At 39.3% G+C, this 23860-nt stretch carries 23 protein-coding genes; 14 read left to right on the top strand and 9 right to left on the bottom strand.

Translation table 11 applies throughout. The annotated features are described in order from the left end of the window. Positions 1-1746 (top strand): M14 family metallopeptidase, encoded by a 1746-nt coding sequence (locus tag KCTC52924_RS11050; protein ID WP_251809263.1) that lies wholly within the window; start codon positions 1-3, stop codon positions 1744-1746. Positions 1747-1751: 5 nt separating this feature from the next. Here the strand turns inward: KCTC52924_RS11050 and KCTC52924_RS11045 are convergent, their stop codons facing one another. Beyond that, the gene (locus tag KCTC52924_RS11045) at positions 1752-2339 is read right to left on the bottom strand and encodes an NUDIX hydrolase (RefSeq protein ID WP_251809262.1); all 588 of its coding nucleotides are present in this window, start codon (positions 2337-2339) and stop codon (positions 1752-1754) included. A 7-nt stretch (positions 2340-2346) separates the two neighbouring features. Between KCTC52924_RS11045 and pyrE the strand changes: the two genes are divergently transcribed. Then, positions 2347-2988, top strand: a complete 642-nt coding sequence (gene pyrE, locus KCTC52924_RS11040; RefSeq protein ID WP_251809261.1) for an orotate phosphoribosyltransferase — start codon at positions 2347-2349, stop codon at positions 2986-2988. A 3-nt stretch (positions 2989-2991) separates the two neighbouring features. After that, positions 2992-3384 carry an SRPBCC family protein gene (locus KCTC52924_RS11035; RefSeq protein ID WP_251809260.1) on the top strand — a complete coding sequence of 131 codons (393 nt, stop codon included), beginning with the start codon at positions 2992-2994 and terminating at the stop codon, positions 3382-3384. Between the two features lie 243 nt (positions 3385-3627). Here the strand turns inward: KCTC52924_RS11035 and KCTC52924_RS11030 are convergent, their stop codons facing one another. Continuing rightward, a complete protein-coding gene (locus tag KCTC52924_RS11030; protein WP_251809259.1) occupies positions 3628-4359 on the bottom strand; it encodes a biotin--[acetyl-CoA-carboxylase] ligase in 732 nt (243 codons plus the stop codon). A 93-nt stretch (positions 4360-4452) separates the two neighbouring features. On the opposite strand from KCTC52924_RS11030, the gene rsfS reads away from it, so the two are divergent. From rsfS to KCTC52924_RS11000, 6 genes are read left to right on the top strand one after another with little or no spacing between them, the layout of a single operon-like run. Further along, positions 4453-4830, top strand: coding sequence for a ribosome silencing factor (rsfS, locus tag KCTC52924_RS11025; RefSeq protein ID WP_251809258.1), 378 nt, complete (start codon positions 4453-4455; stop codon positions 4828-4830). 9 nt (positions 4831-4839) lie between these two features. Beyond that, the gene (ftsH, locus tag KCTC52924_RS11020) at positions 4840-6909 is read left to right on the top strand and encodes an ATP-dependent zinc metalloprotease FtsH (RefSeq protein ID WP_251809257.1); all 2070 of its coding nucleotides are present in this window, start codon (positions 4840-4842) and stop codon (positions 6907-6909) included. 57 nt (positions 6910-6966) lie between these two features. Further along, positions 6967-7578: an LUD domain-containing protein gene (locus tag KCTC52924_RS11015; RefSeq protein ID WP_251809256.1), complete on the top strand. Its 612-nt coding sequence runs from the start codon at positions 6967-6969 to the stop codon at positions 7576-7578. Between the two features lies 1 nt (position 7579). Further along, positions 7580-8383, top strand: coding sequence for a phosphatidate cytidylyltransferase (locus tag KCTC52924_RS11010; RefSeq protein WP_251809255.1), 804 nt, complete (start codon positions 7580-7582; stop codon positions 8381-8383). Continuing rightward, complete coding sequence (locus KCTC52924_RS11005) at positions 8373-9047, top strand: phosphatidylserine decarboxylase family protein (RefSeq protein WP_251809254.1); 675 nt, start codon at positions 8373-8375, stop codon at positions 9045-9047. The genes KCTC52924_RS11010 and KCTC52924_RS11005 overlap by 11 nt, the downstream gene beginning before the upstream one ends. Next, a complete protein-coding gene (locus tag KCTC52924_RS11000) occupies positions 9037-9306 on the top strand; it encodes an acyl-CoA-binding protein (RefSeq protein WP_251809253.1) in 270 nt (89 codons plus the stop codon). The genes KCTC52924_RS11005 and KCTC52924_RS11000 overlap by 11 nt, the downstream gene beginning before the upstream one ends. Positions 9307-9406: 100 nt before the next feature. Here the strand turns inward: KCTC52924_RS11000 and KCTC52924_RS10995 are convergent, their stop codons facing one another. The 3 genes from KCTC52924_RS10995 to KCTC52924_RS10985 form a co-directional block, all read right to left on the bottom strand. After that, positions 9407-10675 carry a sterol desaturase family protein gene (locus KCTC52924_RS10995; protein WP_251809252.1) on the bottom strand — a complete coding sequence of 423 codons (1269 nt, stop codon included), beginning with the start codon at positions 10673-10675 and terminating at the stop codon, positions 9407-9409. 151 nt (positions 10676-10826) lie between these two features. Continuing rightward, positions 10827-12398 (bottom strand): SDR family NAD(P)-dependent oxidoreductase, encoded by a 1572-nt coding sequence (locus tag KCTC52924_RS10990; RefSeq protein ID WP_251809251.1) that lies wholly within the window; start codon positions 12396-12398, stop codon positions 10827-10829. A 271-nt stretch (positions 12399-12669) separates the two neighbouring features. Continuing rightward, on the bottom strand, positions 12670-13263 hold the full coding sequence (locus tag KCTC52924_RS10985) for a hypothetical protein (RefSeq protein ID WP_251809250.1): 594 nt from the start codon (positions 13261-13263) through the stop codon (positions 12670-12672). 265 nt (positions 13264-13528) lie between these two features. Between KCTC52924_RS10985 and KCTC52924_RS10980 the strand changes: the two genes are divergently transcribed. Next, positions 13529-13873 (top strand): HopJ type III effector protein, encoded by a 345-nt coding sequence (locus tag KCTC52924_RS10980; protein ID WP_251809249.1) that lies wholly within the window; start codon positions 13529-13531, stop codon positions 13871-13873. 31 nt (positions 13874-13904) lie between these two features. Here KCTC52924_RS10980 and KCTC52924_RS10975 read toward each other — a convergent pair whose 3' ends face one another. The 3 genes from KCTC52924_RS10975 to KCTC52924_RS10965 all read right to left on the bottom strand — a co-directional run bounded on the left by KCTC52924_RS10975 (position 13905) and on the right by KCTC52924_RS10965 (position 18570). Continuing rightward, positions 13905-14666 (bottom strand): CDP-alcohol phosphatidyltransferase family protein, encoded by a 762-nt coding sequence (locus KCTC52924_RS10975; RefSeq protein ID WP_251809248.1) that lies wholly within the window; start codon positions 14664-14666, stop codon positions 13905-13907. A 114-nt stretch (positions 14667-14780) separates the two neighbouring features. Next, the gene (locus KCTC52924_RS10970) at positions 14781-15800 is read right to left on the bottom strand and encodes a Gfo/Idh/MocA family oxidoreductase (RefSeq protein WP_251809247.1); all 1020 of its coding nucleotides are present in this window, start codon (positions 15798-15800) and stop codon (positions 14781-14783) included. Between the two features lie 139 nt (positions 15801-15939). Beyond that, positions 15940-18570 carry a valine--tRNA ligase gene (locus tag KCTC52924_RS10965; protein ID WP_251809246.1) on the bottom strand — a complete coding sequence of 877 codons (2631 nt, stop codon included), beginning with the start codon at positions 18568-18570 and terminating at the stop codon, positions 15940-15942. A gap of 196 nt (positions 18571-18766) precedes the next feature. Here KCTC52924_RS10965 and KCTC52924_RS10960 point away from each other — a divergent pair, with 196 nt between their 5' ends. Next, the gene (locus KCTC52924_RS10960; protein ID WP_251809245.1) at positions 18767-19156 is read left to right on the top strand and encodes a DUF1573 domain-containing protein; all 390 of its coding nucleotides are present in this window, start codon (positions 18767-18769) and stop codon (positions 19154-19156) included. Positions 19157-19219: 63 nt separating this feature from the next. On the opposite strand, the gene KCTC52924_RS10955 is transcribed toward KCTC52924_RS10960, so the two are convergent. Further along, on the bottom strand, positions 19220-20554 hold the full coding sequence (locus KCTC52924_RS10955) for an aspartyl protease family protein (RefSeq protein ID WP_251809244.1): 1335 nt from the start codon (positions 20552-20554) through the stop codon (positions 19220-19222). Positions 20555-20878: 324 nt separating this feature from the next. Here KCTC52924_RS10955 and KCTC52924_RS10950 point away from each other — a divergent pair, with 324 nt between their 5' ends. The 3 genes from KCTC52924_RS10950 (at position 20879) to KCTC52924_RS10940 (ending at position 23847) form a co-directional block, all read left to right on the top strand. Next, complete coding sequence (locus KCTC52924_RS10950) at positions 20879-22069, top strand: pyridoxal phosphate-dependent aminotransferase (RefSeq protein WP_251809243.1); 1191 nt, start codon at positions 20879-20881, stop codon at positions 22067-22069. Further along, entirely contained in the window at positions 22069-23085 is a 1017-nt protein-coding gene (murB, locus tag KCTC52924_RS10945; RefSeq protein WP_251809242.1) for a UDP-N-acetylmuramate dehydrogenase, read from the top strand. Before KCTC52924_RS10950 ends, murB begins: the two co-directional genes overlap by 1 nt. A gap of 198 nt (positions 23086-23283) precedes the next feature. Continuing rightward, positions 23284-23847 carry an RNA polymerase sigma factor gene (locus KCTC52924_RS10940; protein WP_251809241.1) on the top strand — a complete coding sequence of 188 codons (564 nt, stop codon included), beginning with the start codon at positions 23284-23286 and terminating at the stop codon, positions 23845-23847. Positions 23848-23860 lie beyond the last annotated feature (13 nt).

Raw genomic sequence — 23860 nt, 5'->3', positions numbered from 1 at the left:
ATGAGATTCTTATTAACTCTTGGATTGATGCTATGCCTTTTTTCTTGCGAAACCCAAAAGGAAAGTAAGACGAGGGAAATAATCACCGTTTTTGAAAAGAGCAATGGCAAAGAAACAGCAACTTACCTACAGGCTATTGACTTTTACATTCAACTCGCCAAAGAATTCCCTGAGATAAACATTCAGACCATAGGCACTACCGATAGTGGTCATCCGCTTCATATTGTTACCTATAATACCGATGCAGAATTTAATTTTCAAAAGATTGGCAAGGACAAAAGTGTCATCCTTATAAACAATGGTATACACCCAGGGGAAAGTGATGGCATTGATGCCACCATGATGTTGTACCGCGACTTGGCCCTAAACAATATAAACCCTCCAAAAAATACTGTTTTAGTTACCATACCCATCTACAATATAGGTGGCTCGTTAAACCGAAACTCAACCTCCAGAGTAAACCAGAACGGACCAAAATCTTATGGTTTTAGGGGAAATGCCAAAAACTATGACCTTAACAGGGATTTTATTAAAGTAGACACCAAAAACGCACACACTTTTTCCGAAATTTTTCATTTGGTAAAGCCCGATATTTTCGTAGACAACCACGTAAGCAATGGGGCCGATTACCAATATACCCTCACCCATTTATTTACCCAACACAACAAGCTGGATGGCGAATTGGGACAGTATCTACACCAAGAAATGATGCCTTCCTTAGAAAAATTACTATTAAACGATGGCTGGGATATTACCCCATACGTAAACGTCTTTAACACGGTACCTGAGAACGGATTTTCGCAATTTATGGATTACCCCCGCTACTCCACCGGATATACCGCCCTTTGGAACACCTTAGGCCTTATGGTGGAGACCCATATGCTAAAACCTTACAAACAAAGGGTAGAAGGCACCTATGAGCTGCTGGTAAAGCTTTTGGACCTCTCCGAAAGGGATTTCAAAAAAATAAAAGAACTAAGAGAGCATTCCTTTGAAATGTATTTGGAAAAAACTACCTATCCCCTACAATGGGCAATAGATACAACAAAAACAAGCCTCTTACAATTTAAAGGGTATAGTGCAGACACCCTTATCAGTGAAGTAACTGGATTTCCTAGATTAAAATACGACAGGAATAGACCCTTTGTTAAAGAGGTTTCCTATCAGAATTATTACGCCCCAACCAAAGAGGTGGAAATTCCGAAAGCATACCTAATAAAAAAAGGATGGAAAAAAATCACAGAACTGCTCCAGGACAATCAAATCAGTTTTGAAATTTTAAAGGAAAACAGCTCCTATACCGTGGAATCCTATAAAATAGATAGTTTTGAGACCTTCCAAAACTCCTACGAAGGTCATTATCCCCATTACAACACCAAGGTATTGTCATCCTTAGAAAAAATTGTTTTCACCCCTGGTGATATTTTAGTCCCTACCAATCAAAAAGGGCTACGCTATTTGCTAGAAACTTTAGAGCCAGAGGCTACAGACTCTTTCTTTAACTGGAACTTTTTCGATGTAATATTACAACGAAAGGAAGGCTTTTCTCCTTATGTCTTTGAGGATATCGCTTTGGAAATCCTAAAGAAAGACAAAAACATGAATTCCATATTTGTATTAAAAAAAGAAACCGACAGTGTTTTTGCCAGCAACTGGTACGCACAATTGGATTGGATCTACCAGAGATCAAAACCTCACGAACCCCAATTTATGCAATATCCTGTGTACCGACTTCTTAAGGACTAGCTTGGTTATTCCTCGAAAAGTATCCTAATGTTGGCATAGGAATTTTCCAAGGCTTTTTTTATTTTCTTTGGCCCCTTCCATTTCACTTTTTCTATACCTTCACTGGCTTCACCAATTAATTCGCCTTTATAATTGGTCCTCATAGCGAACCAGTGTACCTCTTTTAATTTATATCCGCCATTCCTTTTAAAAAGGTGATAGGTAGTCCTGAGGAAATTTTCAATCTTAAGGCCCTTTACCCCTGTTTCCTCCTCCACTTCCCTTATAGCACACTCTTCTATGGTCTCACCCTTATCCAATTTTCCTTTTGGAAGATCCCACTTGCCATCCCTATAAATAAAAAGCACTTTCCCCTCCTTGTTGGTGACCACACCCCCAGCAGCAACTACCAAAGGTATTTTTTTGGAGAACTTCTTTAATATTTCCTCTTTATTGGGGTGATAGATAAAGGCTTCTTTCAATTTTTTTCCAGCCAAAGAATCGATTGCCTCGTTGATGGAGGAACCATTCAATAAAAAATATTTATTATTAGTGGTGTCCGATAATTTATTTGTTAAAATCAACGGTGACTCATTAACAAAAACTTTATACATTTGCGTTATGGTTTTAGACAAAGACACAGCGAAAAAAACGGCCGAACTTCTGCTACAAATTAATGCAATTAAGTTGAAACCTGAAAATCCATTTACATGGGCTTCAGGTTGGAGGTCACCAATTTATTGTGACAATCGTATAATTTTATCCTATCCGACCATTAGAAATTACATGAGAGAACAGATGGGCAAGCAATTAGAATCCATTTATGGCAAGCCCGATGTAATTGCAGGTGTAGCCACAGGCGCCATAGGAATTGGGATGTTAGTGGCAGAATATTTGGGACTGCCTTTCATATATGTAAGGCCGGAAGCAAAGGCCCACGGGCGACAAAACCAAATTGAGGGACGTTTGGAGGCCAACCAGAACGTGGTGGTCATAGAAGACTTAATTAGTACTGGAAACAGCAGTCTTAACGCAGTAGAGGCTCTTAGAAACAATGGAGCCAACGTTAAGGGAATGCTCGCCGTTTTCACTTATGGATTTCCAGTGGCCACTGAAAATTTTAAAAAAAATAATGTGGAATTACACACTCTAAGTGATTTTGACCACTTAATTGAACAGGCTACTGAAACGAATTACATAAAAGAAAATCAATTTAAAACACTAATGGAGTGGAAATTAGACCCCGCTACATGGCAATTATAGATTATGCATTTAGATACACCAAAAAAAACCGTAAATAAAAGTAGTAAGGAAGTTTTTGATTTTCTGAACGATGTAAAGAATTTTGAAACTTTAATGCCCCAAAATATCAGTAAATTTGAGGTAATTAATGATCAAAGGTTTTTGTTCGCGTTAAAGGGAATGCCAGAAATTGTATTACAAAAAAAGCATCAAACCCCTAATTCTCAGGTTATTTTAGGGGCCGCTAGCGATAAATTGCCCTTTACTCTAACAGCAGACATCGTTGAAATTAGTGATTCAGAAAGCGAGGTCGTCCTGAGTTTTGAAGGCGAATTTAACGCTATGATGGCCATGATGATAAAATCACCTATCACCAATTTCATGAACACCCTATCCCAAAATCTTTCCGAAATTTAGGAAAAGTTCTAAATTTCAACTGCATATACCCTTCGTAATTCACGCTGGGCAGGGTGGCCTTATTATTTTTGCATCATTTGGGCATAAATACATTTTCTGATACCGACACTCCCTAAAGTAATCCCCTAGTGCAATTATTTGGCGCAACCTATCTTAGGGGAAATCCGTTTCAAAAAACATTAAATAGCGGATTCTATTCCCATTCAACTAAACTGCAAGGGAATTTGTTAGATAGTAGCCCCTTTAATACAGCAACTTTACCTCCTTTAAATCAAACTCCTTCAAGATATCATCCTCCAAAAGAATTAAAAGTTTACCCGAACGGGACACCCCTTTTATAAACCCCATAAAAAGTTGCTCTTCCGCATTTTTAAAGGTTGATGGTTTCCCGATTCTAAAAAGTTGATCCTCATAACTAGCACGAAGAACATCAAATTCATGCTCCCAATTAGTGCTCAAAAATACTTTAAGATGACCCACTATCGCATAAAGTAGCTCCTCCAAATCAAATTCTTGGCCCAATAACAACTTTAAGGAGGACACATTGGGCAGTTTTTCGAAATTTAGTTGATTTACATTTAGACCAATTCCAATAATGGAAGTACGTATAAACTGACCGGATAGCACATTTTCTATTAATATACCGCAAATTTTGGAATAACCTGACAGAATGTCGTTCGGCCATTTAATCTTCAAATCGGGTACATTATAAGGCGCCAAGGCTGTATATATCGCAAGGGAAACACAAATATTTATCCTAAATTGTTCTTCCACGCTAACCCTGTTAAATTTCTTCAAAACACTAAAGGTCAGATTATTACCGGGCTCAGACAACCAACTCGTCCCCATTTGCCCTCGACCTTTCATCTGAGTATCGGCAACAACTACCGTGAAATCTTCCAAATCAACACCTTGTATTAGGCTCTTCAAATACGCATTTGTAGAGTCCGTGGCACTAAGTTTGATTAACTGCATTTACAATTGTTTAGTTTATTCTATAATGTATTGTTAAAAACAATAGCTAAAAAAACAAATTTATAATAACTTTGTAAAAATTAAATTTTTTGGATGCAGAAAAGGAAAAGTAGCGCAGATGAATTAATTGCTTTAATTATAAGTGGGATAGAAGAAGTTAAAGGGCACGATATAAAATTACTAGATCTTAGAGATATTGAGAACACAGTTTGTGACTACTTTATTATTTGTAATGGTACTTCGAACACCCACGTAAATGCCATAGTAGGCTCAATTCAAAAAACTGTAAGCAAAGCTATAAAAGACAAACCTTGGCACGTTGAAGGTTCTGAAAATGCCGAATGGGTATTAATGGACTATGTTAACGTAGTAACGCATGTCTTTCAAAAACAGGTGAGGGAATTTTATGATATAGAAGGTCTTTGGGGCGACGCCAAAGTAACTTCAGTTGAAAGCAGCTTCAATCAGTAAAAAAAAATAATGGCAAAAGAAAATAATACAAGTCCTAAAAAACCAAAATTCAATACTTGGTGGATATACGGAATTATAGCAGTAATGTTAATCGGGTTTCAATTTTTCGGTAGTGGAAATTTTGCAAACACCAAAAAAGCAAGTACTTCAGAATTACAGGAATATCTGAGAAATGGGGACATCAATAAAATATTGATCATCACCAACACCAGACAAGCAAAAATATTCCTTACCGAGGAAGCTTTAAGTAAAGAAGTGCACAAAGATGTCTCTGATCAAGCATTTTCACTTAGTGCTACTGCAAACCCACAATATATAGTAAATTATGGGGATCAGCAGAATTTTGAAAAAGCGATCGACGAGATTAAAACCGAGAATAATCTAGAAACCGAAGTTACCTTCGGCCAAGAATCTAGCGTATTCACGGATCTTATATTAACCCTGCTCCCATTTGTTCTGATCATCGGTATCTGGATTTACCTAATGAGGCGTATGTCTGGCGGTGCCGGAGGTGGTGCAGGTGGACAGATATTCAATATAGGGAAATCCAAGGCAAAACTTTTTGACGAAAAAACGGATACAAGAACTTCCTTTAAGGATGTTGCCGGTCTTGAAGGCGCCAAGGAAGAAGTGGAAGAGATTGTAGAGTTCCTAAGAAATCCCGATAAATACACCTCTTTAGGAGGGAAAATTCCAAAAGGAGCCCTCTTAGTAGGACCTCCAGGAACAGGTAAAACATTATTGGCCAAGGCCGTTGCCGGTGAGGCCAAAGTTCCATTTTTCTCGCTTTCTGGTTCAGACTTCGTAGAAATGTTTGTAGGAGTAGGTGCTTCTAGGGTTAGGGACCTATTTAAACAGGCTAAAGAGAAATCTCCCGCCATTATATTTATCGATGAAATAGACGCCATTGGTAGGGCAAGGGGAAAAAACAACTTTACCGGATCCAATGATGAAAGGGAAAACACCCTTAATCAATTATTGACGGAAATGGATGGTTTTGGCACCAACACCAACGTAATTGTTTTAGCTGCTACCAACCGTGCAGACGTATTGGACAAGGCCTTAATGAGGGCTGGTCGTTTTGACAGACAGATTTATGTAGATCTTCCAGACATTAGGGAGCGAAAGGAAATATTTGAAGTACACCTTAGGCCTATAAAAACAGCTGAAACTCTGGATATTGATTTTCTTGCCAAGCAAACACCTGGCTTTTCTGGTGCAGATATTGCCAATGTATGTAACGAAGCAGCCTTGATAGCAGCAAGAAAAGAGAAAAAAGCAGTTACCAAGCAAGACTTTTTGGATGCTGTAGACAGAATAGTGGGCGGACTAGAGAAGAAGAACAAAATTATTACGCCGAGGGAAAAAGAAACCATTGCCTACCATGAAGCAGGACATGCTACGGTTAGCTGGATGCTAGAACACGCGGCACCCTTGGTAAAGGTTACCATAGTTCCAAGGGGACAATCCTTAGGAGCTGCTTGGTACTTGCCAGAAGAGCGATTGATAGTTAGACCGGAGCAAATGAAGGATGAAATGTGCGCCGCCTTAGGAGGTAGAGCCGCAGAAAAAGTAATATTCGATCAAATATCCACCGGAGCGCTGAGTGATCTAGAGAAGGTTACCAAACAAGCTAGGGCCATGATTACTGTGTACGGACTGAATGATAAGATTGGGAATTTGACCTATTACGATTCATCAGGGCAAAATGAATATGGCTTTACCAAACCGTATAGCGAACAGACTGCCCATACTATAGATTCAGAAATTTCAAAACTTATAGAAGAACAATATCAACGGGCAATTGAACTTTTATCCCACAACAAGGATAAACTTAAAGAATTAGCTGATCGTTTATTGGAAAAAGAGGTTATATTTAAGGACGATTTAGAAAAGATTTTTGGAAAGCGACTTTTTGAAAAAGATCAATTGATGGCGGCCGAAGAAGAAGCAGAAAAGGAAGCAGAAAAGGAAGCAGCAATAAAAGAGGCTGCAGAAAAAGAAGCAACAGAAAAAGAAGCAACTGAAAAAGAAGCCAAGACAATTGAAAGCAAAAGTGAACCGCAGACTGAAAAATAAATCCTTAATTATTTCGTTGTTCTTAGATTTGACAGCTGAAGAAGCGTATATATTTTAATGGGATTGTTTGATAAGATTTTTGGGGGAGGTAAAAAAAAAGTTTCTAAAGAAATAGTGGAGACTAGGGGGCAACATATGCCCGACCTGAAAATCCCAGCGGATGAAATGTTTACCATTAATTTTAAACGTAATGGGGGCAAATTCCTGTACTGTGATTCCATTGAGGAGGTCTATAGTAACTTAGACAAAATCATCATTGAAAATCAATGGCAGGACCAGACATTTTTTTCCATGGACAAACGCTTGGAGGATAAATTCTCCAAGCAAGACGTAAGTTTTACGGATCAGCCCAGCATGAGTCAGATCTTTTTCACCACCTGCGAACATCTAATTGCTCAAAATGGCTCTATTCTAGTTTGTTCCAATCAATTAAATGAAAGAAAATTGCACGAACTCCCCTCAAACTTAATTGTCTTTGCAACTACGAGTCAATTAGTAGAATCTATTGGGGAGGGACTAAAAACGATTAAGAAGAAGTATAAAAACCATATTCCCGCCAACATCACCACCATAAAACATTTCTTGCCCACCGACGAAAACTCCAATGATTTCTTAACTTACGGAAGTAGTTCTAAAAATCTTTATCTTTTACTTCTGGAAGACTTGTAGCATGAGAGAAATTTTAAGGCGTTTACTAACAGGGGTAGTATTTGTAGTTTTATTGCTTTCGGCTATTTTCCTAAGCTCTGATGCCTTCGACTTTCTGTTTATGATCTTCGGCTTAATATGCCTTTATGAGTACAAACGCATGGTGAAGCTTAGAGGATATTACGTCTTCCTAGCCTATTTGGGATTGTGGTGGGCCTATATTTATCTTGTCCAAGACAAGATTCTCATTAATATTTTGATGTTCGCAACAATAACGGTTAATTTCGCACTGTTATTTTATTTGTTTTCAGGAAAGGAAAAATTATTCAACAACCTTCAGAAATTCCTAATCGGATTATTTTATATAGGGGGTGGATGTATTTTCCTTACCATGATTCCGTATAAAGACAATGAATTTGCGCAATTTTTAATCATGGGCATATTCATCCTAATTTGGGTGAACGATTCCTTTGCCTATTTAGTCGGAAAAAGTATAGGTAGAACAAAGTTATTCCCATCTGTTTCTCCTAAAAAAACAGTGGAAGGAACAATGGGAGGTTATGTATTTACATTGATTGCTGCCTATTTCATGTCCAAATACGAAACCAATATTTCACTTATGCAATGGTTAATCCTTGCTTCGGTTATCGTATTGGCGGGAAGTTTGGGAGATCTTATTGAATCAAAATTCAAAAGAGCAGCTGGAGTAAAAGATAGTGGGGCCATTTTACCTGGCCATGGAGGAATGTTAGATCGATTGGATAGTTTAGTATTTGCCGCACCGTTTGCATATTTAACTTTAATAATATTTAAAAATGTTTCATAAAGAAGGTCAGAGAATTATTATCACTGCATTTATCCTTGTTTGTTCGGTGGTAATGTTAGCCCATTATTTTATTGGCACCCCATGGTTAAAACTGAGCCTACAAATTGTCGCCTTAGTTATTCTTATCCTAATCCTTCAATTTTTCAGAAATCCAACCCGTAAGGTGATCAAGAATTTTGACGATATCTTGGCGCCTGTAGATGGAAAAGTAGTAGTCATCGAAGAGGTAGAGGAAACAGAGTATTTTAAGGACAGACGCATACAGGTCTCCATATTTATGTCCCCTATTAATGTACATGTAACTAGGTACCCGTCATCTGGTGTCATTAAATTCTCCAAATACCACCCTGGAAAATATTTGGTAGCCTGGCATCCCAAATCTAGCGAGGAAAATGAAAGAACTACGATTGTGGTCAACACCCCAAAGTTTGGAGATATCCTTTATCGTCAAATAGCCGGTGCCGCCGCCCGTAGAATTGTAAATTACGCGGAAGTTGGAGAAAGTGTTCAACAAGGAGATGATGCCGGATTTATAAAATTTGGCTCAAGAGTAGATTTGTTCTTACCTTTGGACAGTGTCATTTGTGTTAAACTTCACCAAAAGGTAATTGGCGCCAAAACATGTATAGCAACCACAAAGGTTGAAAAAGACCATGAAGACTAATCAACTACATAAGGATTTCATAGAGGCAGTCAACTTTGTAAATGATTATACAAATCCATTGCCGGCAGATATATTGTTGAAGTTATATGCCTATTTTAAAATTGCCAACCGCAATTTTAGCCACCCAGGTAGCAGAACCCCATTGATTAACGCATTTAAGGCCAACGCGCTTATACAGGCCAAAAATGTAAATATTGAGGAGGCTATGGAAAAATATATCGCACTAGTAAATAAAGAAATAAGAAATCCCCACAAATAAGGCTATTTTCCTCGGAAAATTAATGGCTTAGAATTTGGTGATCCTCAACGGTAATCCCAATCCAACACGGAAACAAGCTTTGGACAACTAGCGGCGATCCTTAGCTCACCAAATCATATCTCTTATTCCGTGGCTCCAAGAAGGTGAAATATACCCCACCGAATATAGTCAACAAGAAATAAGCCGTTACCCACATATTGGCGCTGGGCAAAAAGTTATGCAACCCAAACCAATCTCCATAGAATAGTATCCAAAAAATACCCACCAATCCCCTACCTAACTCTATCCAAACCGCATACTTCTTTCTATCCATTAGGGTAGTATAGCCATAAATACCCGCAAAAATAAATCCGCTGAGCAACAATAGGCCATCAAAACCAATTCCTTCATAGTTGTAAAACATAAACATCATTAGCAGTAAACTAATGACCATCTGCAGAATAGCATATAGTTTAAGCCCTGTTGTAGCTTCTGGCTCATAGCGTTCAAAATGATAAACATCATTAATAATTTCTATAGGATATTTATCTTTAACATCTAGAGGCCTCCATCCGGTGGGCATAAACCAGATTCGGAGTTTATCCCAATAATTTTGAGTATACCAAGCGTCTTTAAGGAGCCGCCAAAAATGCTGAAAATTTATAAGGATGGGATTCCAAGTAGCCGCAGGCTTCAACACTCCATACTGCGGGGGTACCTCATCCAATTCCTCCTGAAAGGTACCGAACATTCTATCCCAAACACAAAGCACCTGGCCTAAGTTTTTATCTATATACTCAGGATTAATTGCATGGTGAACCCTATGTTGGGACGGGGTAACCAACACATACTCCAACCACCCCATTTTTTTGATGTGCCTCGTGTGGTACCAAAATTGTGCGAACAAATGTATTGGGGCCAATACGGCAATGACAACGTGGGGAACACCAAGAACGGCAGCTGGGATAAGTAGTAAGGAGAAATATCCAATTAAGTTGGAGATAGGCTGTCTAAGGGCACAGGCTAGGTTAAATTCTTCACTACTGTGGTGAATTACGTGCTGGTTCCAAAAGATATTAACCTTATGGCTCAACCTATGGTTCCAGTATCCCGCAAAATCGATCACCACAAATGCGACCAACCAAACCAACCAGTTTGCCTTTATATCCATTAATGCCAAATGCGTTAACAAAAAAGGATAGGAAACTACAATTAGGGCAAGGCCCAAGGTATCTTTTATAATATTGGTAAGGCCAGAACTGATGCTAGAAACCGTATCCATTACTTTGTGCATTTGCTTTTTCACATAAAACCCATAGGATATTTCTATAGCTAGAAGCATCACAAAAAAAGGAATGGCGTACAACAGCGCCGATGCGTAGGTTTCCATAGAATAAAGATCATTAATCCTATCAAATATAATGAAAATCCTCAGTTCTTAAGGTATCGTCACTAGCCCAATCAGCACGCTAAAGCACAATGCTCCCCGTCTTGCACCATGTCATTAAGTAAAGCTCATAAACCAAGTCTTGCAGTAGCATCTACCAATCTATGGGCATATAATCTTTTAAAAACTTCCCACACCAATGTTTGCCCGTGTTGATCCCATCGATCAATGGATCCAACACCCTTGCGGCTCCGTCAACAATATCCAAGGGAGGCTGAAAATCATGAACCTCAACTTTCTTTTTAGATAATTCTACGGGGTCTTCATCTGTTACCCATCCTGTATCAACTGCGTTCATATAAACGCCATCTTTGGCAAAATCCAGAGCGGAAGTATGTGTCATCATATTAAGCGCAGCCTTCGCCATATTGGTATGTGGGTGTCGATCTTCTTTAAAAAAACGATGGAATTTACCTTCCATGGCAGATACGTTAATGATATGTTTTTTACCTGTATTTTCTTGGCGCATCAATCTGGAAAGTCGGTTGCAGAGCACAAAGGGCGCAATGGCATTTACCAGTTGCACCTCTATCATTTCCGGAGTTTCTATCTCCCCTAATTTTAAGCGCCAGCTGTTGGTCTTGCGCAAGTCTACCTGCTGTAGATCTGCATCCAATTCCCCTTCGGGAAAGACTTCCTTTGTGGAAAGCGAACTATCAAAGCTATAGGGAATCTGGGAAAGTTTTGCCGAAGCTCTTATTCCAATACCAGGTTCTGGTGCGTGCCAATTAACTGGTAAAGCATTGTTTTGGGTGCCGGCTGTCCCCTGTGTCAGGGAATTAAGCTCCTGTAAACAATAATTATGATCTGCCAATACCTCCTTTGCTAGAGGTGGTAATGCTTGGTATGGGATTTCCTCATTTTTCATCAGGTGCTGATAAAATCCGGCTGGCCTTCTTACGGTTTGAGCAGCATTATTGATGAGGATATCTAACCTAGAATACTGTTGTTCAATAAAATTACAGAAAATCTCTACACTGGGAATATGTCTTAGATCCAGCCCGTGAATTTTTAATCGATGTCCCCAGTCATGAAAATCCTCTTCTCTAGAAAAACGCAGTGCTGAATCTACCGGGAAACGTGTAGTTGCCACTACTGTGGCACCTGCTCGCAAAAGAATAAGAGTAATATGATATCCTATTTTCAATCTAGATCCCGTCACTATAGCTACCTGCCCAGTAAGATCTGCTGATTGAAAACGTTTCGCATAATTAAAATCGGCGCAGTCCGGACACATGGCATCGTAAAAATGGTGAAGTTTGGTGTAGACCGCTTTACACACATAACAATTTCTAGGCGACTCCAATTCCATCTCCTCCAGGGATTTTTGAACGGGGGCATTCAACAATTTTGGCGCCACAAAAACAGAAGCTTCTCGCGCACTTCTAATACCCGTTTCTTTTCGGGCATGCTTGTCGCGCTCTATCATCTTTCGTTTGGCCGCCTTAGCTGCGTCTTTCTTACGTTGCTTGAATTGTTGTTTACTAGGCCTTGAAAGTTGTCCTGCGGCCTTTAATAAGGCTATGCGTTTCTCCTCGGGAAGTTCAAAAATAGTATGCCCTGTTTCCACCAGTTTATGTAAGGTGGCAATACAATTGTCTATTTCTATCAAACTGACTGTATCTTCCTTTTTTTCGATAATCCCAATGGATTGTCCACTTCCCATAACACCAATATTTTACATCAATTAAAACGGTGCAAATGTACATCTAAAAATAGATTCGGCAACTGGATTGGAACGATCGTAAAAGAAACATGAATAAAAAAAGCAAATTGAGGGACAACAGCACTTTTATAACTCGGCATACGCTGCACCTAAATACCGAGGCGAGGAATCTAGTAAAACCAAAAAGCCCTGTTAGGTTAAAAACATAACAGGGCTAAAACTAGATTGTATTACTCCCTTATAAAAAGGGAGCTAAAATAAGAGCGTAATTTTAATTAAAAGGTCCCACCATAATATGTGCCCTATGGGTACCTGGATCCATCAACCAAGGCATTCCAGGAGCATGTGGTTTATCTGGCAAGCCAGTAGACTCTGTAGTTGCAAACGGGGTGTATATAACATACCTATACTTTCCATTGTTCAAATCTCCAGTTTTTGGATCATAATCTTCAGATTTCCCATAATACACGTACAGCATACTAGGCTCTCCAGGCATTTTTAATTCTCCCGAGGCAACTTCGTTGGCCCGAATTTCTCTAATTTCATCAACTGATTTCCCTTGGGAAGACAGCTCACGTCCACGTGCCATAAACGGATCTAACTGGACATAATAACACGATACATTTATCCCGTCCTTTTCAGGATTATCCGCAATACAGACCAAATTATTGGTTCCTTTGCGCAAAACGATCAACTCTCCCGAAGCACCGTAACCATAGACCATAGCGCCCTCCTTATCTTCATCCGCCAAAGGCAACAGGGCCGTTTTTATCTGAATATCACTTGGGAGAACTTCTGTTTTTGATTTTTGTGCCATCATGGGTACAGCCAATAGCAGCAAACAATTTAATAGTAACGTTTTCATATTTTCATTTTTTACTTAAAATCCTTTATTTTCCAAAGATAACCTCAACTAAAATACAATATAGGCTACTTACAATGATTTAAGTGCCCAATAGATTTAACTTAGTACACAAGTTTAAAATAAACTAGGTATCCGTGTTTTCTCTAAAGATAAAAATATTAGGATAACCCCTCAAATAATTGCGACTTATTTACCGTTAATTAAGTATATTAATTTAAATTGGTATGTTATACATTTACCAAACTAATTTTAACCAATTACACTGATGACGGCACGTGAATTTTTAATCCAATTGAAAAATGACCCCGAGGGAATTTCCTTCGGCGATACCATTCAACTAATAGATACCTCTTACCATTTTGAGCCTACCGCTTTTAAAAATGGGCCCCTTTCCAATGAACCGGGACAGAACACGGGATCCTGCAAAGTGTTTTCCTTTGCACTACATCACAAATTGAGCAAAGAGGAGACTTTGGCTTGTTTTGGAAGTTATTACCGCAATGATGTTCTAAAGAACCCTACTGGCGATGACCATCAGAACATTCGTAACTTTATGAAAACCGGATGGGAGGGAATAGTCTTTGACAAAGAGGCGTTGAACATAAAGTAAGAACTGTACCTTTTAAGGTGCCCAACTACACCTATAATGATTTCCGTATTCCGATAAACAAAAAGATAAATACAGAGAAGAAAATAAAAAAAGGAATTATAGCGTTCGCCCAACCGACTACCAGCATAATGCTGATGACCAACAACTGAAAACCAAGGCCAAAGGTAGACACTGCAGTCATTAACCAACTAGGAAGTCGACCTTTAACTGATGCGCTACGATCCAGGTAATAAATAATTCGGTCAAACCCCCCATATAACACTTTATAGCATCCAAAAAGCAAATCTACATCTCTTTGGCGCTCTCCCGCCATGGCTATTGGCTTCCCAGTTTCAAATATTCTACTGGTAGTATCTCCATTGTGTCTATTTCTTAATATTACATAGTAATAATTATACAAGGTGCCCTGCAATTGCATTCCAAAAAATGCCAGCATTGTCCAGATAATACTAGTATCTGTAATGTGTCCTAACACGATAAAAATCATGAAATTCAATACGATATCGGCTATAGAATCAGAATATCGCCCCGTATAGGAAGGAGTTTGTTTTACTCTTGCCAATTCACCGTCGGCGGCATCCAAAGTCGATTTTAATATCAAAAAAAAAGTAGCTGCCAAATAATACCCTTTCAGGATACAACCTATCGCTAATAAACCGGAGACAATAAATAAGAACGTAACATGAAGCGGAGTAATAGTGGTATCCTTAAGTCGGACAGCAATTATCCTAGCTACTGGTCTACCGTAATCCGAAAGATCTAAAAACGCATAACTGTGTGGTATTTTTGACATTCTGGATGTATAGGTGGAAATTAATATGTTGAATTCTGTTAAAAACTAATTGGAGCAGACTATCCACAAGCAAGCCACCGAAAAACCTCACTCTAAAAAATAAGAACAAATAGCCTAGCCTTCCAATATGGCCAATTGTTGCAGTATATCATCGTGACTTACGGGATATGGAATTTCTTCTACTATTGTTTGATATACGGCATCGAACAAATGCAAGTAGGACGATGTTATAGGCGCTGTCTCCTCCATCTGCTTTTCTCCTTTTTCATCCAAGGTATAAAGCACCCCATTTTTATCGGCCTCCTCTACCCCAAAACTGGGATGGTCTGGTGCCAAACCATCCAATAACTGAGTTTCCTGAATATCCGTTCGCTGTTTAAAATAAGATCCCTTTGTCCCGTGCAAAACAAAGGAGGCTTGTGGCTGCACAACCAACATACTCATGGTAACAAACACTTGAAAACCTTCAGGATACAACAAATGGATATGAGCATAATCATCCACCTGGGTATTGGGACGAAATTGCCCCGTATTTTTCTTCCATTCTTTTGGATATCCAAAGAGTGCTATAACGGCATCCAACAGATGCGGCCCAAGATCATAAAGAAGGCCACTACCAGGCACTGGCGTCTCCTTAGCAACTTTTGGCCCAATGTGGTGTCTATATCTATCGTACCTAAGATGAGCCTCCACAAGGGATCCCAGCTTGCCCGATTCCAACACTTGTTTTACAGAAAGGAAATCACTATCGTACCGCCTATTTTGATAGGGAAGTATATGTCTTCCCTTTTCCTGAGCAACTTCGAACAGCTCTTTGGCTTCAGCGGTAGTGACACAGAATGGTTTTTCCACCAAGACGTGTTTATTGGCCTTTAGGGCCATTAACGCAAAATTGAAGTGGGTAAAATTAGGTGTATTTACTACTACCAATTCTATTTCCGAATCTGCCAAAAGTGCCTCTATGCTATCGTAACTTTTTATATGTGGATAAATTTCCTTTGCCTTTTTAGTAGACCTTTCTACCACGGCCATCAGTTGAAAACCTGAATGCACCTCTAAAAATGGGGCCTGAAAGAGCTTTCCCGACATACCAAAGGATAAAATCCCTGTTTTTATGGTCTTTTTTGTCATCATAAAAGATTTTTAATTCCCATCCAAGATACCTTGGCAAGGGGTATTAACTACAGCCTTCCTTTGGCAATGCCTTTACAACTCCTCGAAAAGGAATTAAAAAATTCATTCCACGTATTACATTAAATGGAGCTTAGCTCTCCTACTTTAAACTCGCTAAACTTTTTTCCAAAGTTTCAATTTTGGCAACGGCATCGGCCTCCTTCTTACGTTCCACCGAAATTACCTGTTCTGGCGCGTTCGTAACGAACCTTTCGTTGGAAAGTTTCTTTTGCACGGAAACCAAAAAGCCTTTTGTATATTTTAACTCTTCTTGTAATTTAACAATTTCGGCCTCGATATCTATAGTCCCGGACATAGGGATAAAATATTCATTGGATCTCACCCTAAAAGCGAGGGCACCTTCAACGGAAGAATCCACATATGAAATTTGGGACACATTGGTAAGCTTTGCAATTATCACATCCCAATCCTTGGAAATCTCCCCTTCGTTCAACACGGAGAGTTCCAAAGTTTCCTTCATAGCGATATTCTTTTCCTTACGGATGGTACGGATTCCAGAAACTACCTCAGCAGCAAAATCGAACCCAGTTATCAACTCCTCGTCTACGGGGAGTATTTCTGGCCATTTCGCAATTACTAGGGCTTCCTCTGGGCTTCGTTCTGCAATATGTTGCCAGACCTCTTCTGTAAGAAAGGGCATAAATGGGTGCAATAGTTTTAGGTTTTCCTCAAAGATTTGAATTACCGCATCAAAGGTAGTTTTGTCTATTGGTTGCTGATAAGCTGGCTTAATGATTTCTAATAACCAAGAACTATAATCGTCCCACACCAATTTATAAATAGCCATTAAGGCATCTGAAATACGATATTTACTAAAGTGATCCTCAATTTCCACTAAGGTTTTATTGAATTTAGCGGTATACCAGGCAATTCCCAGCTTAGAGGCTTCGGGTTGTGGCAAATTGGCCACTTCCCAACCTTTTACCAATCGGAAGCCGTTCCAAATCTTATTGGCAAAGTTTTTCCCTTGTTGGCATAGCGCCTCATCGAACATTAAATCATTTCCTGCAGCCGAACTCAACAAAAGTCCCACGCGTACCCCATCGGCACCATAATCTTTTATCAACTCGAGGGCATCGGGTGAATTCCCTAGAGATTTGGACATTTTACGCCGTTGTTTATCCCGTACCAAACCGGTAAGGTATACGTTTTGGAACGGTTTTTCATCTCTATATTCATATCCTGAAACAATCATTCTGGCCACCCAGAAAAATAGAATATCGGGTCCAGTTACCAGATCATTAGTAGGGTAATAATAGTTGATCTCCTCATTTTCAGGCTCTAAGATGCCATTAAATACACTTATAGGCCATAACCAAGAAGAGAACCATGTATCCAATGCATCTTCATCCTGCTTCAGCACCTCTATGGATAAATCGGAGTTCCCAGATTTTTTCTTCGCTAGTTCCAGGGCAAGTTCCTTGCTCTCTGCTACAACAAAATCGTCCTGACCATCGCCAAAATAATAGGCGGGAATCTGCTGCCCCCACCATAATTGCCTGGAAATATTCCAGTCGCGAATATTTTCCATCCAATGGCGATAGGTATTCTCGAACTTTTTAGGGAACAACTTCACCTCTTCATCTTCCAATACTGCTTTTATAGCGGGCTTGGCCAACTCCTCCATCCGCAGAAACCACTGATCGGACAATCTTGGTTCTATGACTGCCTTGGTCCTTTCGGAAGTTCCAACCTTATTTAAATGACTTTCCGTTTTTACCAAAAAGCCCTTCTCTTCCAATTCCTTAGTGATAGCTTTACGCACCACAAAACGATCCTGGCCTTCGTAGTGTAGGCCATAACTATTTAAACTGGCATCTTCGTTAAAAATATCGATGGTCTCTAAATGATGCTTATCCCCTAAAGCCTTATCATTAACATCATGAGCCGGAGTTACTTTAAGACAACCCGTCCCAAATTCAACATCAACATATTCATCCTCTATAATCGGGATTATCCTATTACATATGGGGACAATCGCCTTTTTCCCTCTTAAATGTTGATAACGCTCATCATTTGGATTAATACAAATGGCGGTATCCCCCAGAATTGTTTCTGGTCTGGTAGTAGCAATGGTCAAAGTTTCCTCAGAATCCTGTATCTTATACGTTAAATAATACAGTAAACCCTGTCTTTCCTCATAGATCACTTCTTCATCGGACAAGGTAGTCTTTGCTTCTGGATCCCAGTTTACCATTCTGTACCCCCTATAAATATGGCCTTTATTGAACAAATCCACAAAAACCTTTATTACGGAAGCAGACATATTGTCATCCAAGGTGAACTTAGTACGTTCCCAATCGCAGGAACAGCCCAACTTTTTCAACTGCTCAAGGATCACTCCCCCGTATTCATGAGTCCAATCCCAGGCATGGCCTAAAAACTCTTCCCTGCTTAAATCTTTTTTCTCTATCCCCTGCTCCTTTAGTTTCGCTACCACTTTGGCTTCTGTAGCAATGGAGGCGTGGTCCGTTCCCGGTACCCAACAGGCATTTTTCCCCATAAGACGGGCCCTACGGATCAAAACATCCTGTATGGTATTATTCAGCATATGCCCCATATGTAACACCCCAGTGACGTTTGGAGGTGGTATAACTATAGTATACGGTTCCCTCTCATCGGGTTTGGAATGAAAGTATTTATGCTTGGTCCAATAGTCATACCATTGGCCCTCTACCGTTTGCGGCTCGTATTTTGAAGGAATTTCCATTGTTTGGAACAGTTTTTGTTAACCCTTACCGGGTGATTACTATTATGATTGCTTTTTTAAAGTTACTTGAGGTAGTCCTATGGTTTTTTACCTACTTAGAAATACGAAACAAAAATAAGTAACGTTATTACATAACAAAAGAATTTTGGAGGTTCATTAAAAACATTTACTTTTGAAATTCGCCCAAAAACTAAAAATGATGAAAAAATTAGTACTAGTTTTATTTATTGGTCTATTAGGATTTGGCCTAACCGCACAAGAAAATGGAGCAAAGATTAAATTTAAAACGGACACTGTAGATTACGGTGAGATAGCCAAAGGAAGTGATGGTTTACGAGTATTTGAATTTACCAATACTGGAACCGCTCCACTTATCATTAGTAAGGTGAGTTCTACATGTGGATGCACCATACCTAAAAAACCTGAGGCTCCAATTTTACCTGGAAAAACGGGAGAAATACAAGTGAAATATGACACCAATAGGGTGGGGCCCATTAGAAAGGCCATTACGGTTATTTCCAATGCCGATACTCCTACGGTAGTCTTAAAATTAAAAGGGGAAATCAAGGCCGCAGACGGCAAATAGGTAGCCCCTAAACAACTATTAAAACTTGTTCTACAGCAAAATTTGCCTGTGGAACAAGTTTTTTCATTTAAACATCTTTTTAAGCACATAGGTAACCATTACGTCATTGCCAAAGCGGGCTACCTGAACTTTTACCCGCTTGCCCTCTTTTTCATTGAGCATTTCTAAGATCTTTTGCAATTCATAATTATGGACCTTTTTTCCGTTAACGGCCAAAATAACATCTCCCTCCCTTAATCCTGCCTCCTGTCCTGGACTTCCAGCACGGATGCCGGAAACTATAATCTCGGGGACTATGCTTAATCTCGTCTTGGATTCGAACACGATTTGGACATTGCCAAAAGAATCCCCTTTATCCCTAACAACACCTCTAGAATCGGCAATACTCTCAGAGATATAGCGCATTCCATTGTGCTGCAGATTTATTCCACTCAGGTTAAAATTGAAGGGATCGTTAAACATAGCATTCTTACGAAGACGCACTGTACTATCTCTATAATTATACACGGCAGTAAACCTTTTTAGGATTTCGCCACCCAAACTTCCATTCCGCTCTCCAAAACTGGTTATGGAACTAAAATATTCCATATCGGGAAAAGCGGTTTTGGCCTCCTTCAAATGAAATTCTCCCAGTACTAGGCCCTTTATTTTGGTCCTTTTGCCATAAATACCACCATTTAGTCCCTGGCCTAAAAAATCTTGGTAACTGTTTTTCGGCACATCTAGACCTTTCTCAACGTCTTCAAACAGCCACAGGGCATCCGAACTCCCTGAATCAACCAATAATTTAACGGGAACATTTTGTTTGTCACCTATAAGCACAAAGCCTTTTAAATACGCCTTACTCTTTTCTAAATGAAGGGACAAGGTTTGTTCCTTAGCCCTTTTTTTAGGCTTGTATAATTGGGGGTCGTACAGCTTAATCACCTTTGATGAGTAATTTATAGACACTACAAAATCACGAAAAAGGTCGTACCCTATAATCCCATGCACCACTATCCCTAATCTTGGAGATAAATTAAGTTCCTTGTCCATGACCACGTACAATAATTGATTATTGTTTCTGGCCTTCCCAATTTGAAAAGTGTTATTGGAAGAACTTAAGGCCTTAATAGGATCGCCATCCCCAAGCCCTCTAATAGAAACTTCCCTAACATCGTTTATTTGAATTGAATCTTGATCTGAAAGATTAAAAAGTATGGGCTTGTTTACACCCGAATCTAATATAAAGGACAGCTTGGCCCCATTTACATCCACAGGAACAATAATAAGGTTGTTAACCAGTTTAAATTTTACCTTTTCATATTTCTCACTTTTTGGTAAGGTGTACTCTTGGGCAACTAATAAAACTGGCAAACAAAAAATAAAGAAAACGGAATGTCTGAAAAATGAGTTCATACCTCCATACTTAATTGTGCCTTCCTATTAAGTTAAGGTTTTATCAGCATCCCTCAATGTTATTTAACAATTTTATGTGGTGAAAATTATTTGAAAACCCTATTTTCCAGGAGGCAAAACCGCTCTCTTTGCGCGGAATCATCTATCGTCGCATCTGTAAATACCAAAAAATAGTGCTGCCCTCTAGGTAGGCTTCACATCCCAAAAGCGGCAATTCAGAAGTCCACCTAGCCAGGCGATTGAGCAATTATTAAGATTAAAAATAATGAGCTTCTATTGTTTTGTCCATCTCTATTTCCCATTTTTGTGAAAAATATATTCTATATGCCATCAATTTCACAGAAAGGCCTGTCCATGCCAGAGTCCCCCATAAGAAAATTAGTACCCTACGCAGAAGCAGCAAAGGAAAGGGGAATTGGGGTAATTCACCTGAACATCGGACAACCTGATATTAAAACTCCAAAAATCGCATTGGACGCAGTTAAGAACATTGATTTAGAGGTTTTGGCGTATAGCCGAACAGAAGGTTCTGAAGTCTATAGGCAAAAGATAGCTAAGTACTATGCCAAGAACGATATTGAGGTTAATGCGTCTCAAATAATAGTGACCACGGGAGGCTCTGAAGCCTTGGCATTTGCCATCAGCAGCATTGCAGACATTGGGGACGAAATTATTATTCCCGAACCGTTTTATGCCAATTACAATGGTTTTGCAACCGCCGCAGGCGTAAAGGTAGTACCAGTTGTTTCACATATAGAAAACAACTTTGCACTCCCCCCTATTGAAGAGTTCGAAAAATTAATCAGTCCTCGTACGCGTGCCATTCTTATCTGTAATCCAGGAAACCCCACTGGCTATCTATATAGTAGAGAAGAAATAAAAAAACTGGCCGACATTGTTAAAAAACACGATCTCTTTTTGGTTGCCGATGAAGTTTATCGCGAATTCACCTATGATGGTATGGAACATTATTCCGTACTTAAGGAAGCAGGATTGGAAGAACATGCCATACTGATAGACTCGGTTTCCAAAAGATATAGTATGTGCGGTGCTAGGATAGGCTACTTAGTCTCCAAAAACAAGGAAGTGATAAAAACTGCCTTAAAATTTGCTCAGGCACGCCTATCTCCCCCAACTTACGCACAGATCGCCAGCGAGGCTGCCTTAGATACCCCACAAAGTTATTTTGATGCCGTAAAAGTAGAATACGTTTCCCGCAGGGACCTGTTAATCGCCGAACTAATCAAAATAGACGGGATAAAGGTTGCCAAACCTCAAGGCGCCTTTTATTGCATTGTAGAATTACCGATCAAAAACGCGGATACTTTTGCCCAATGGTTATTGGAAAGCTTTAATGTAAACGGAGAAACTGTAATGGTAGCACCTGCAGGTGGATTTTATGCCACCGAGGGATTGGGCGTCAATCAAATACGGATTGCTTATGTCCTTGAAAAAGAAGATTTAAAGAAGGCGGTATATATTCTTGGGGAAGCTTTAAAAGCATATAAGGATTAATGACCATCGAGAAAGACACATCTCTAAAAAATTATAATACTTTCGGAATTGACGCGAAAGCAACATACTTTTCCGAGATCCAGTCTGTTGCCGACCTAACGGAGGCACTGGCTCTAAAGGGATATCCCGATTTTTTTATTCTGGGTGGTGGCAGCAATATGTTGATCACCCAGGACCTAAATTATTTTGTACTCTATATTAACATTAAGGGTATAGAAGCGGTCTGGGAAGATGAGGACCATATCTGCATTGAGGTGAATGCCGGTGAAAATTGGCACGATCTGGTACTATGGACCTTGGACCGCAATTATGGCGGCCTAGAAAACCTGTCCCTGATCCCCGGAAATTCTGGCACTGCCCCGATACAAAACATTGGCGCCTATGGCGTGGAACTAAAGGACACTTTTGTAAGTTGCAAAGCGATGGAAATAGCTACTCATAAGCTACATCAATTTAGCAAGGCCGACTGTAAATTTGGGTATAGGGAATCCTATTTTAAAAATGAAGGGAAGGGCAAATACATTATCACCTCCATCCAACTAAAGCTCACAAAAAAAAATCACCGAAAACACATTGATTACGGAGCTATTGCCTCGGAATTAAAGGACAAGGGCATTCAAGATCCCGGCATCAAAGACATCTCCAATGCCGTAGTTGCCATAAGGCAAAGTAAACTTCCAGACCCAAAGGAACTAGGTAATAGCGGAAGTTTTTTCAAAAATCCCGTATTAAAGAAAAAAGAATTTGATAAATTTATAGGCAGCAATCCGGAAGCACCTTTTTATACAATATCCGAAATGGAATTTAAAGTGCCCGCAGGTTGGCTGATAGAACAATGTGGTTTTAAGGGAAAAAGATTTGGGGATGCTGGGATTCACAAGCATCAAGCCTTAGTTTTAGTAAACTACGGTAGCGCAACAGGACATCAGATTATTGCCTTAGCCCACAATATAATGAAAGCGGTTTATGATAAATTCAACATCGCTATTACACCAGAGGTAAATATCATAAAATAACCCCCGCTTAAAAAAAACAGGGGTTAGAATCAACCAAACTAACCAAAAATAAATGCACAGGTACCAGCTGCACATTTATCCTAATAATAGTTTTAAACAACTACCTTAACAATCAATTGTATAAATTAGCGTTTTCCTATATACGAGGAAAACACCGTCTTAGATGATCTATACATCATTTTATAATCATTCCATGATATGAGTATCTTATTAGAAAATCATATTGTAGAACTTCTTTTAGAACGGGATGACAAAGCCATGTCATTACTGTACGAACACTATGGGGATACTCTGCTAGGAGTTGCCTTTAAAGTAGTAAGAAACGAAGAGTTGGCACAAGATGTACTGCAGGAAAGTTTTCTAAAAATATGGAAGAAATCGGATACTTACGATCCCAGCAAGGCTAAATTATTTACCTGGTTATTTAGGATTACTCGAAATACAGCCATTGACAAATTAAGAAGTGTAAATACCAAATCAGACAAAGAGATCCAAATGGACGTTTCGGACGTATATAAGCTAGGAACTGAAGGATTAAACCCAGAATTAATGGACATTCAGGACAATTTGGATAAAATTGATAGTAAATACCAAATAGTTTTAGATGCACTATTTTTTCAAGGAATGACCCAACAGGAGGCAAGTGATGAATTGAACATACCCCTAGGCACTATTAAATCCCGGCTAAAGATCGGACTACGGGAAATGAAAAAAATATATGGCTCAACACTTCTACTTGCCACTTTATTACATTTTATTTAAACCAAAGCATCTT

The sequence above is a fragment of the Arenibacter antarcticus genome (genome assembly GCF_041320605.1).
Classification (GTDB): domain Bacteria; phylum Bacteroidota; class Bacteroidia; order Flavobacteriales; family Flavobacteriaceae; genus Arenibacter; species Arenibacter antarcticus.
Note: the sequence above shows the minus strand (reverse complement) of the source record. Positions and strands in the feature narration are given on the sequence as shown.

Bases quoted from the DNA above. Each gene is read 5' to 3' on its own strand.
- KCTC52924_RS11050 (WP_251809263.1), top strand. From the start codon at position 1: ATGAGATTCTTATTAACTCTTGGATTGATGCTATGCCTTTTTTCTTGC.
- KCTC52924_RS11045 (WP_251809262.1), bottom strand. From the start codon at position 2,339: ATGTATAAAGTTTTTGTTAATGAGTCACCGTTGATTTTAACAAATAAA.
- pyrE (WP_251809261.1), top strand. From the start codon at position 2,347: ATGGTTTTAGACAAAGACACAGCGAAAAAAACGGCCGAACTTCTGCTA.
- KCTC52924_RS11035 (WP_251809260.1), top strand. From the start codon at position 2,992: ATGCATTTAGATACACCAAAAAAAACCGTAAATAAAAGTAGTAAGGAA.
- KCTC52924_RS11030 (WP_251809259.1), bottom strand. From the start codon at position 4,359: ATGCAGTTAATCAAACTTAGTGCCACGGACTCTACAAATGCGTATTTG.
- rsfS (WP_251809258.1), top strand. From the start codon at position 4,453: ATGCAGAAAAGGAAAAGTAGCGCAGATGAATTAATTGCTTTAATTATA.
- ftsH (WP_251809257.1), top strand. From the start codon at position 4,840: ATGGCAAAAGAAAATAATACAAGTCCTAAAAAACCAAAATTCAATACT.
- KCTC52924_RS11015 (WP_251809256.1), top strand. From the start codon at position 6,967: ATGGGATTGTTTGATAAGATTTTTGGGGGAGGTAAAAAAAAAGTTTCT.
- KCTC52924_RS11010 (WP_251809255.1), top strand. From the start codon at position 7,580: ATGAGAGAAATTTTAAGGCGTTTACTAACAGGGGTAGTATTTGTAGTT.
- KCTC52924_RS11005 (WP_251809254.1), top strand. From the start codon at position 8,373: ATGTTTCATAAAGAAGGTCAGAGAATTATTATCACTGCATTTATCCTT.
- KCTC52924_RS11000 (WP_251809253.1), top strand. From the start codon at position 9,037: ATGAAGACTAATCAACTACATAAGGATTTCATAGAGGCAGTCAACTTT.
- KCTC52924_RS10995 (WP_251809252.1), bottom strand. From the start codon at position 10,675: ATGGAAACCTACGCATCGGCGCTGTTGTACGCCATTCCTTTTTTTGTG.
- KCTC52924_RS10990 (WP_251809251.1), bottom strand. From the start codon at position 12,398: ATGGGAAGTGGACAATCCATTGGGATTATCGAAAAAAAGGAAGATACA.
- KCTC52924_RS10985 (WP_251809250.1), bottom strand. From the start codon at position 13,263: ATGAAAACGTTACTATTAAATTGTTTGCTGCTATTGGCTGTACCCATG.
- KCTC52924_RS10980 (WP_251809249.1), top strand. From the start codon at position 13,529: ATGACGGCACGTGAATTTTTAATCCAATTGAAAAATGACCCCGAGGGA.
- KCTC52924_RS10975 (WP_251809248.1), bottom strand. From the start codon at position 14,666: ATGTCAAAAATACCACACAGTTATGCGTTTTTAGATCTTTCGGATTAC.
- KCTC52924_RS10970 (WP_251809247.1), bottom strand. From the start codon at position 15,800: ATGATGACAAAAAAGACCATAAAAACAGGGATTTTATCCTTTGGTATG.
- KCTC52924_RS10965 (WP_251809246.1), bottom strand. From the start codon at position 18,570: ATGGAAATTCCTTCAAAATACGAGCCGCAAACGGTAGAGGGCCAATGG.
- KCTC52924_RS10960 (WP_251809245.1), top strand. From the start codon at position 18,767: ATGATGAAAAAATTAGTACTAGTTTTATTTATTGGTCTATTAGGATTT.
- KCTC52924_RS10955 (WP_251809244.1), bottom strand. From the start codon at position 20,554: ATGAACTCATTTTTCAGACATTCCGTTTTCTTTATTTTTTGTTTGCCA.
- KCTC52924_RS10950 (WP_251809243.1), top strand. From the start codon at position 20,879: ATGCCATCAATTTCACAGAAAGGCCTGTCCATGCCAGAGTCCCCCATA.
- murB (WP_251809242.1), top strand. From the start codon at position 22,069: ATGACCATCGAGAAAGACACATCTCTAAAAAATTATAATACTTTCGGA.
- KCTC52924_RS10940 (WP_251809241.1), top strand. From the start codon at position 23,284: ATGAGTATCTTATTAGAAAATCATATTGTAGAACTTCTTTTAGAACGG.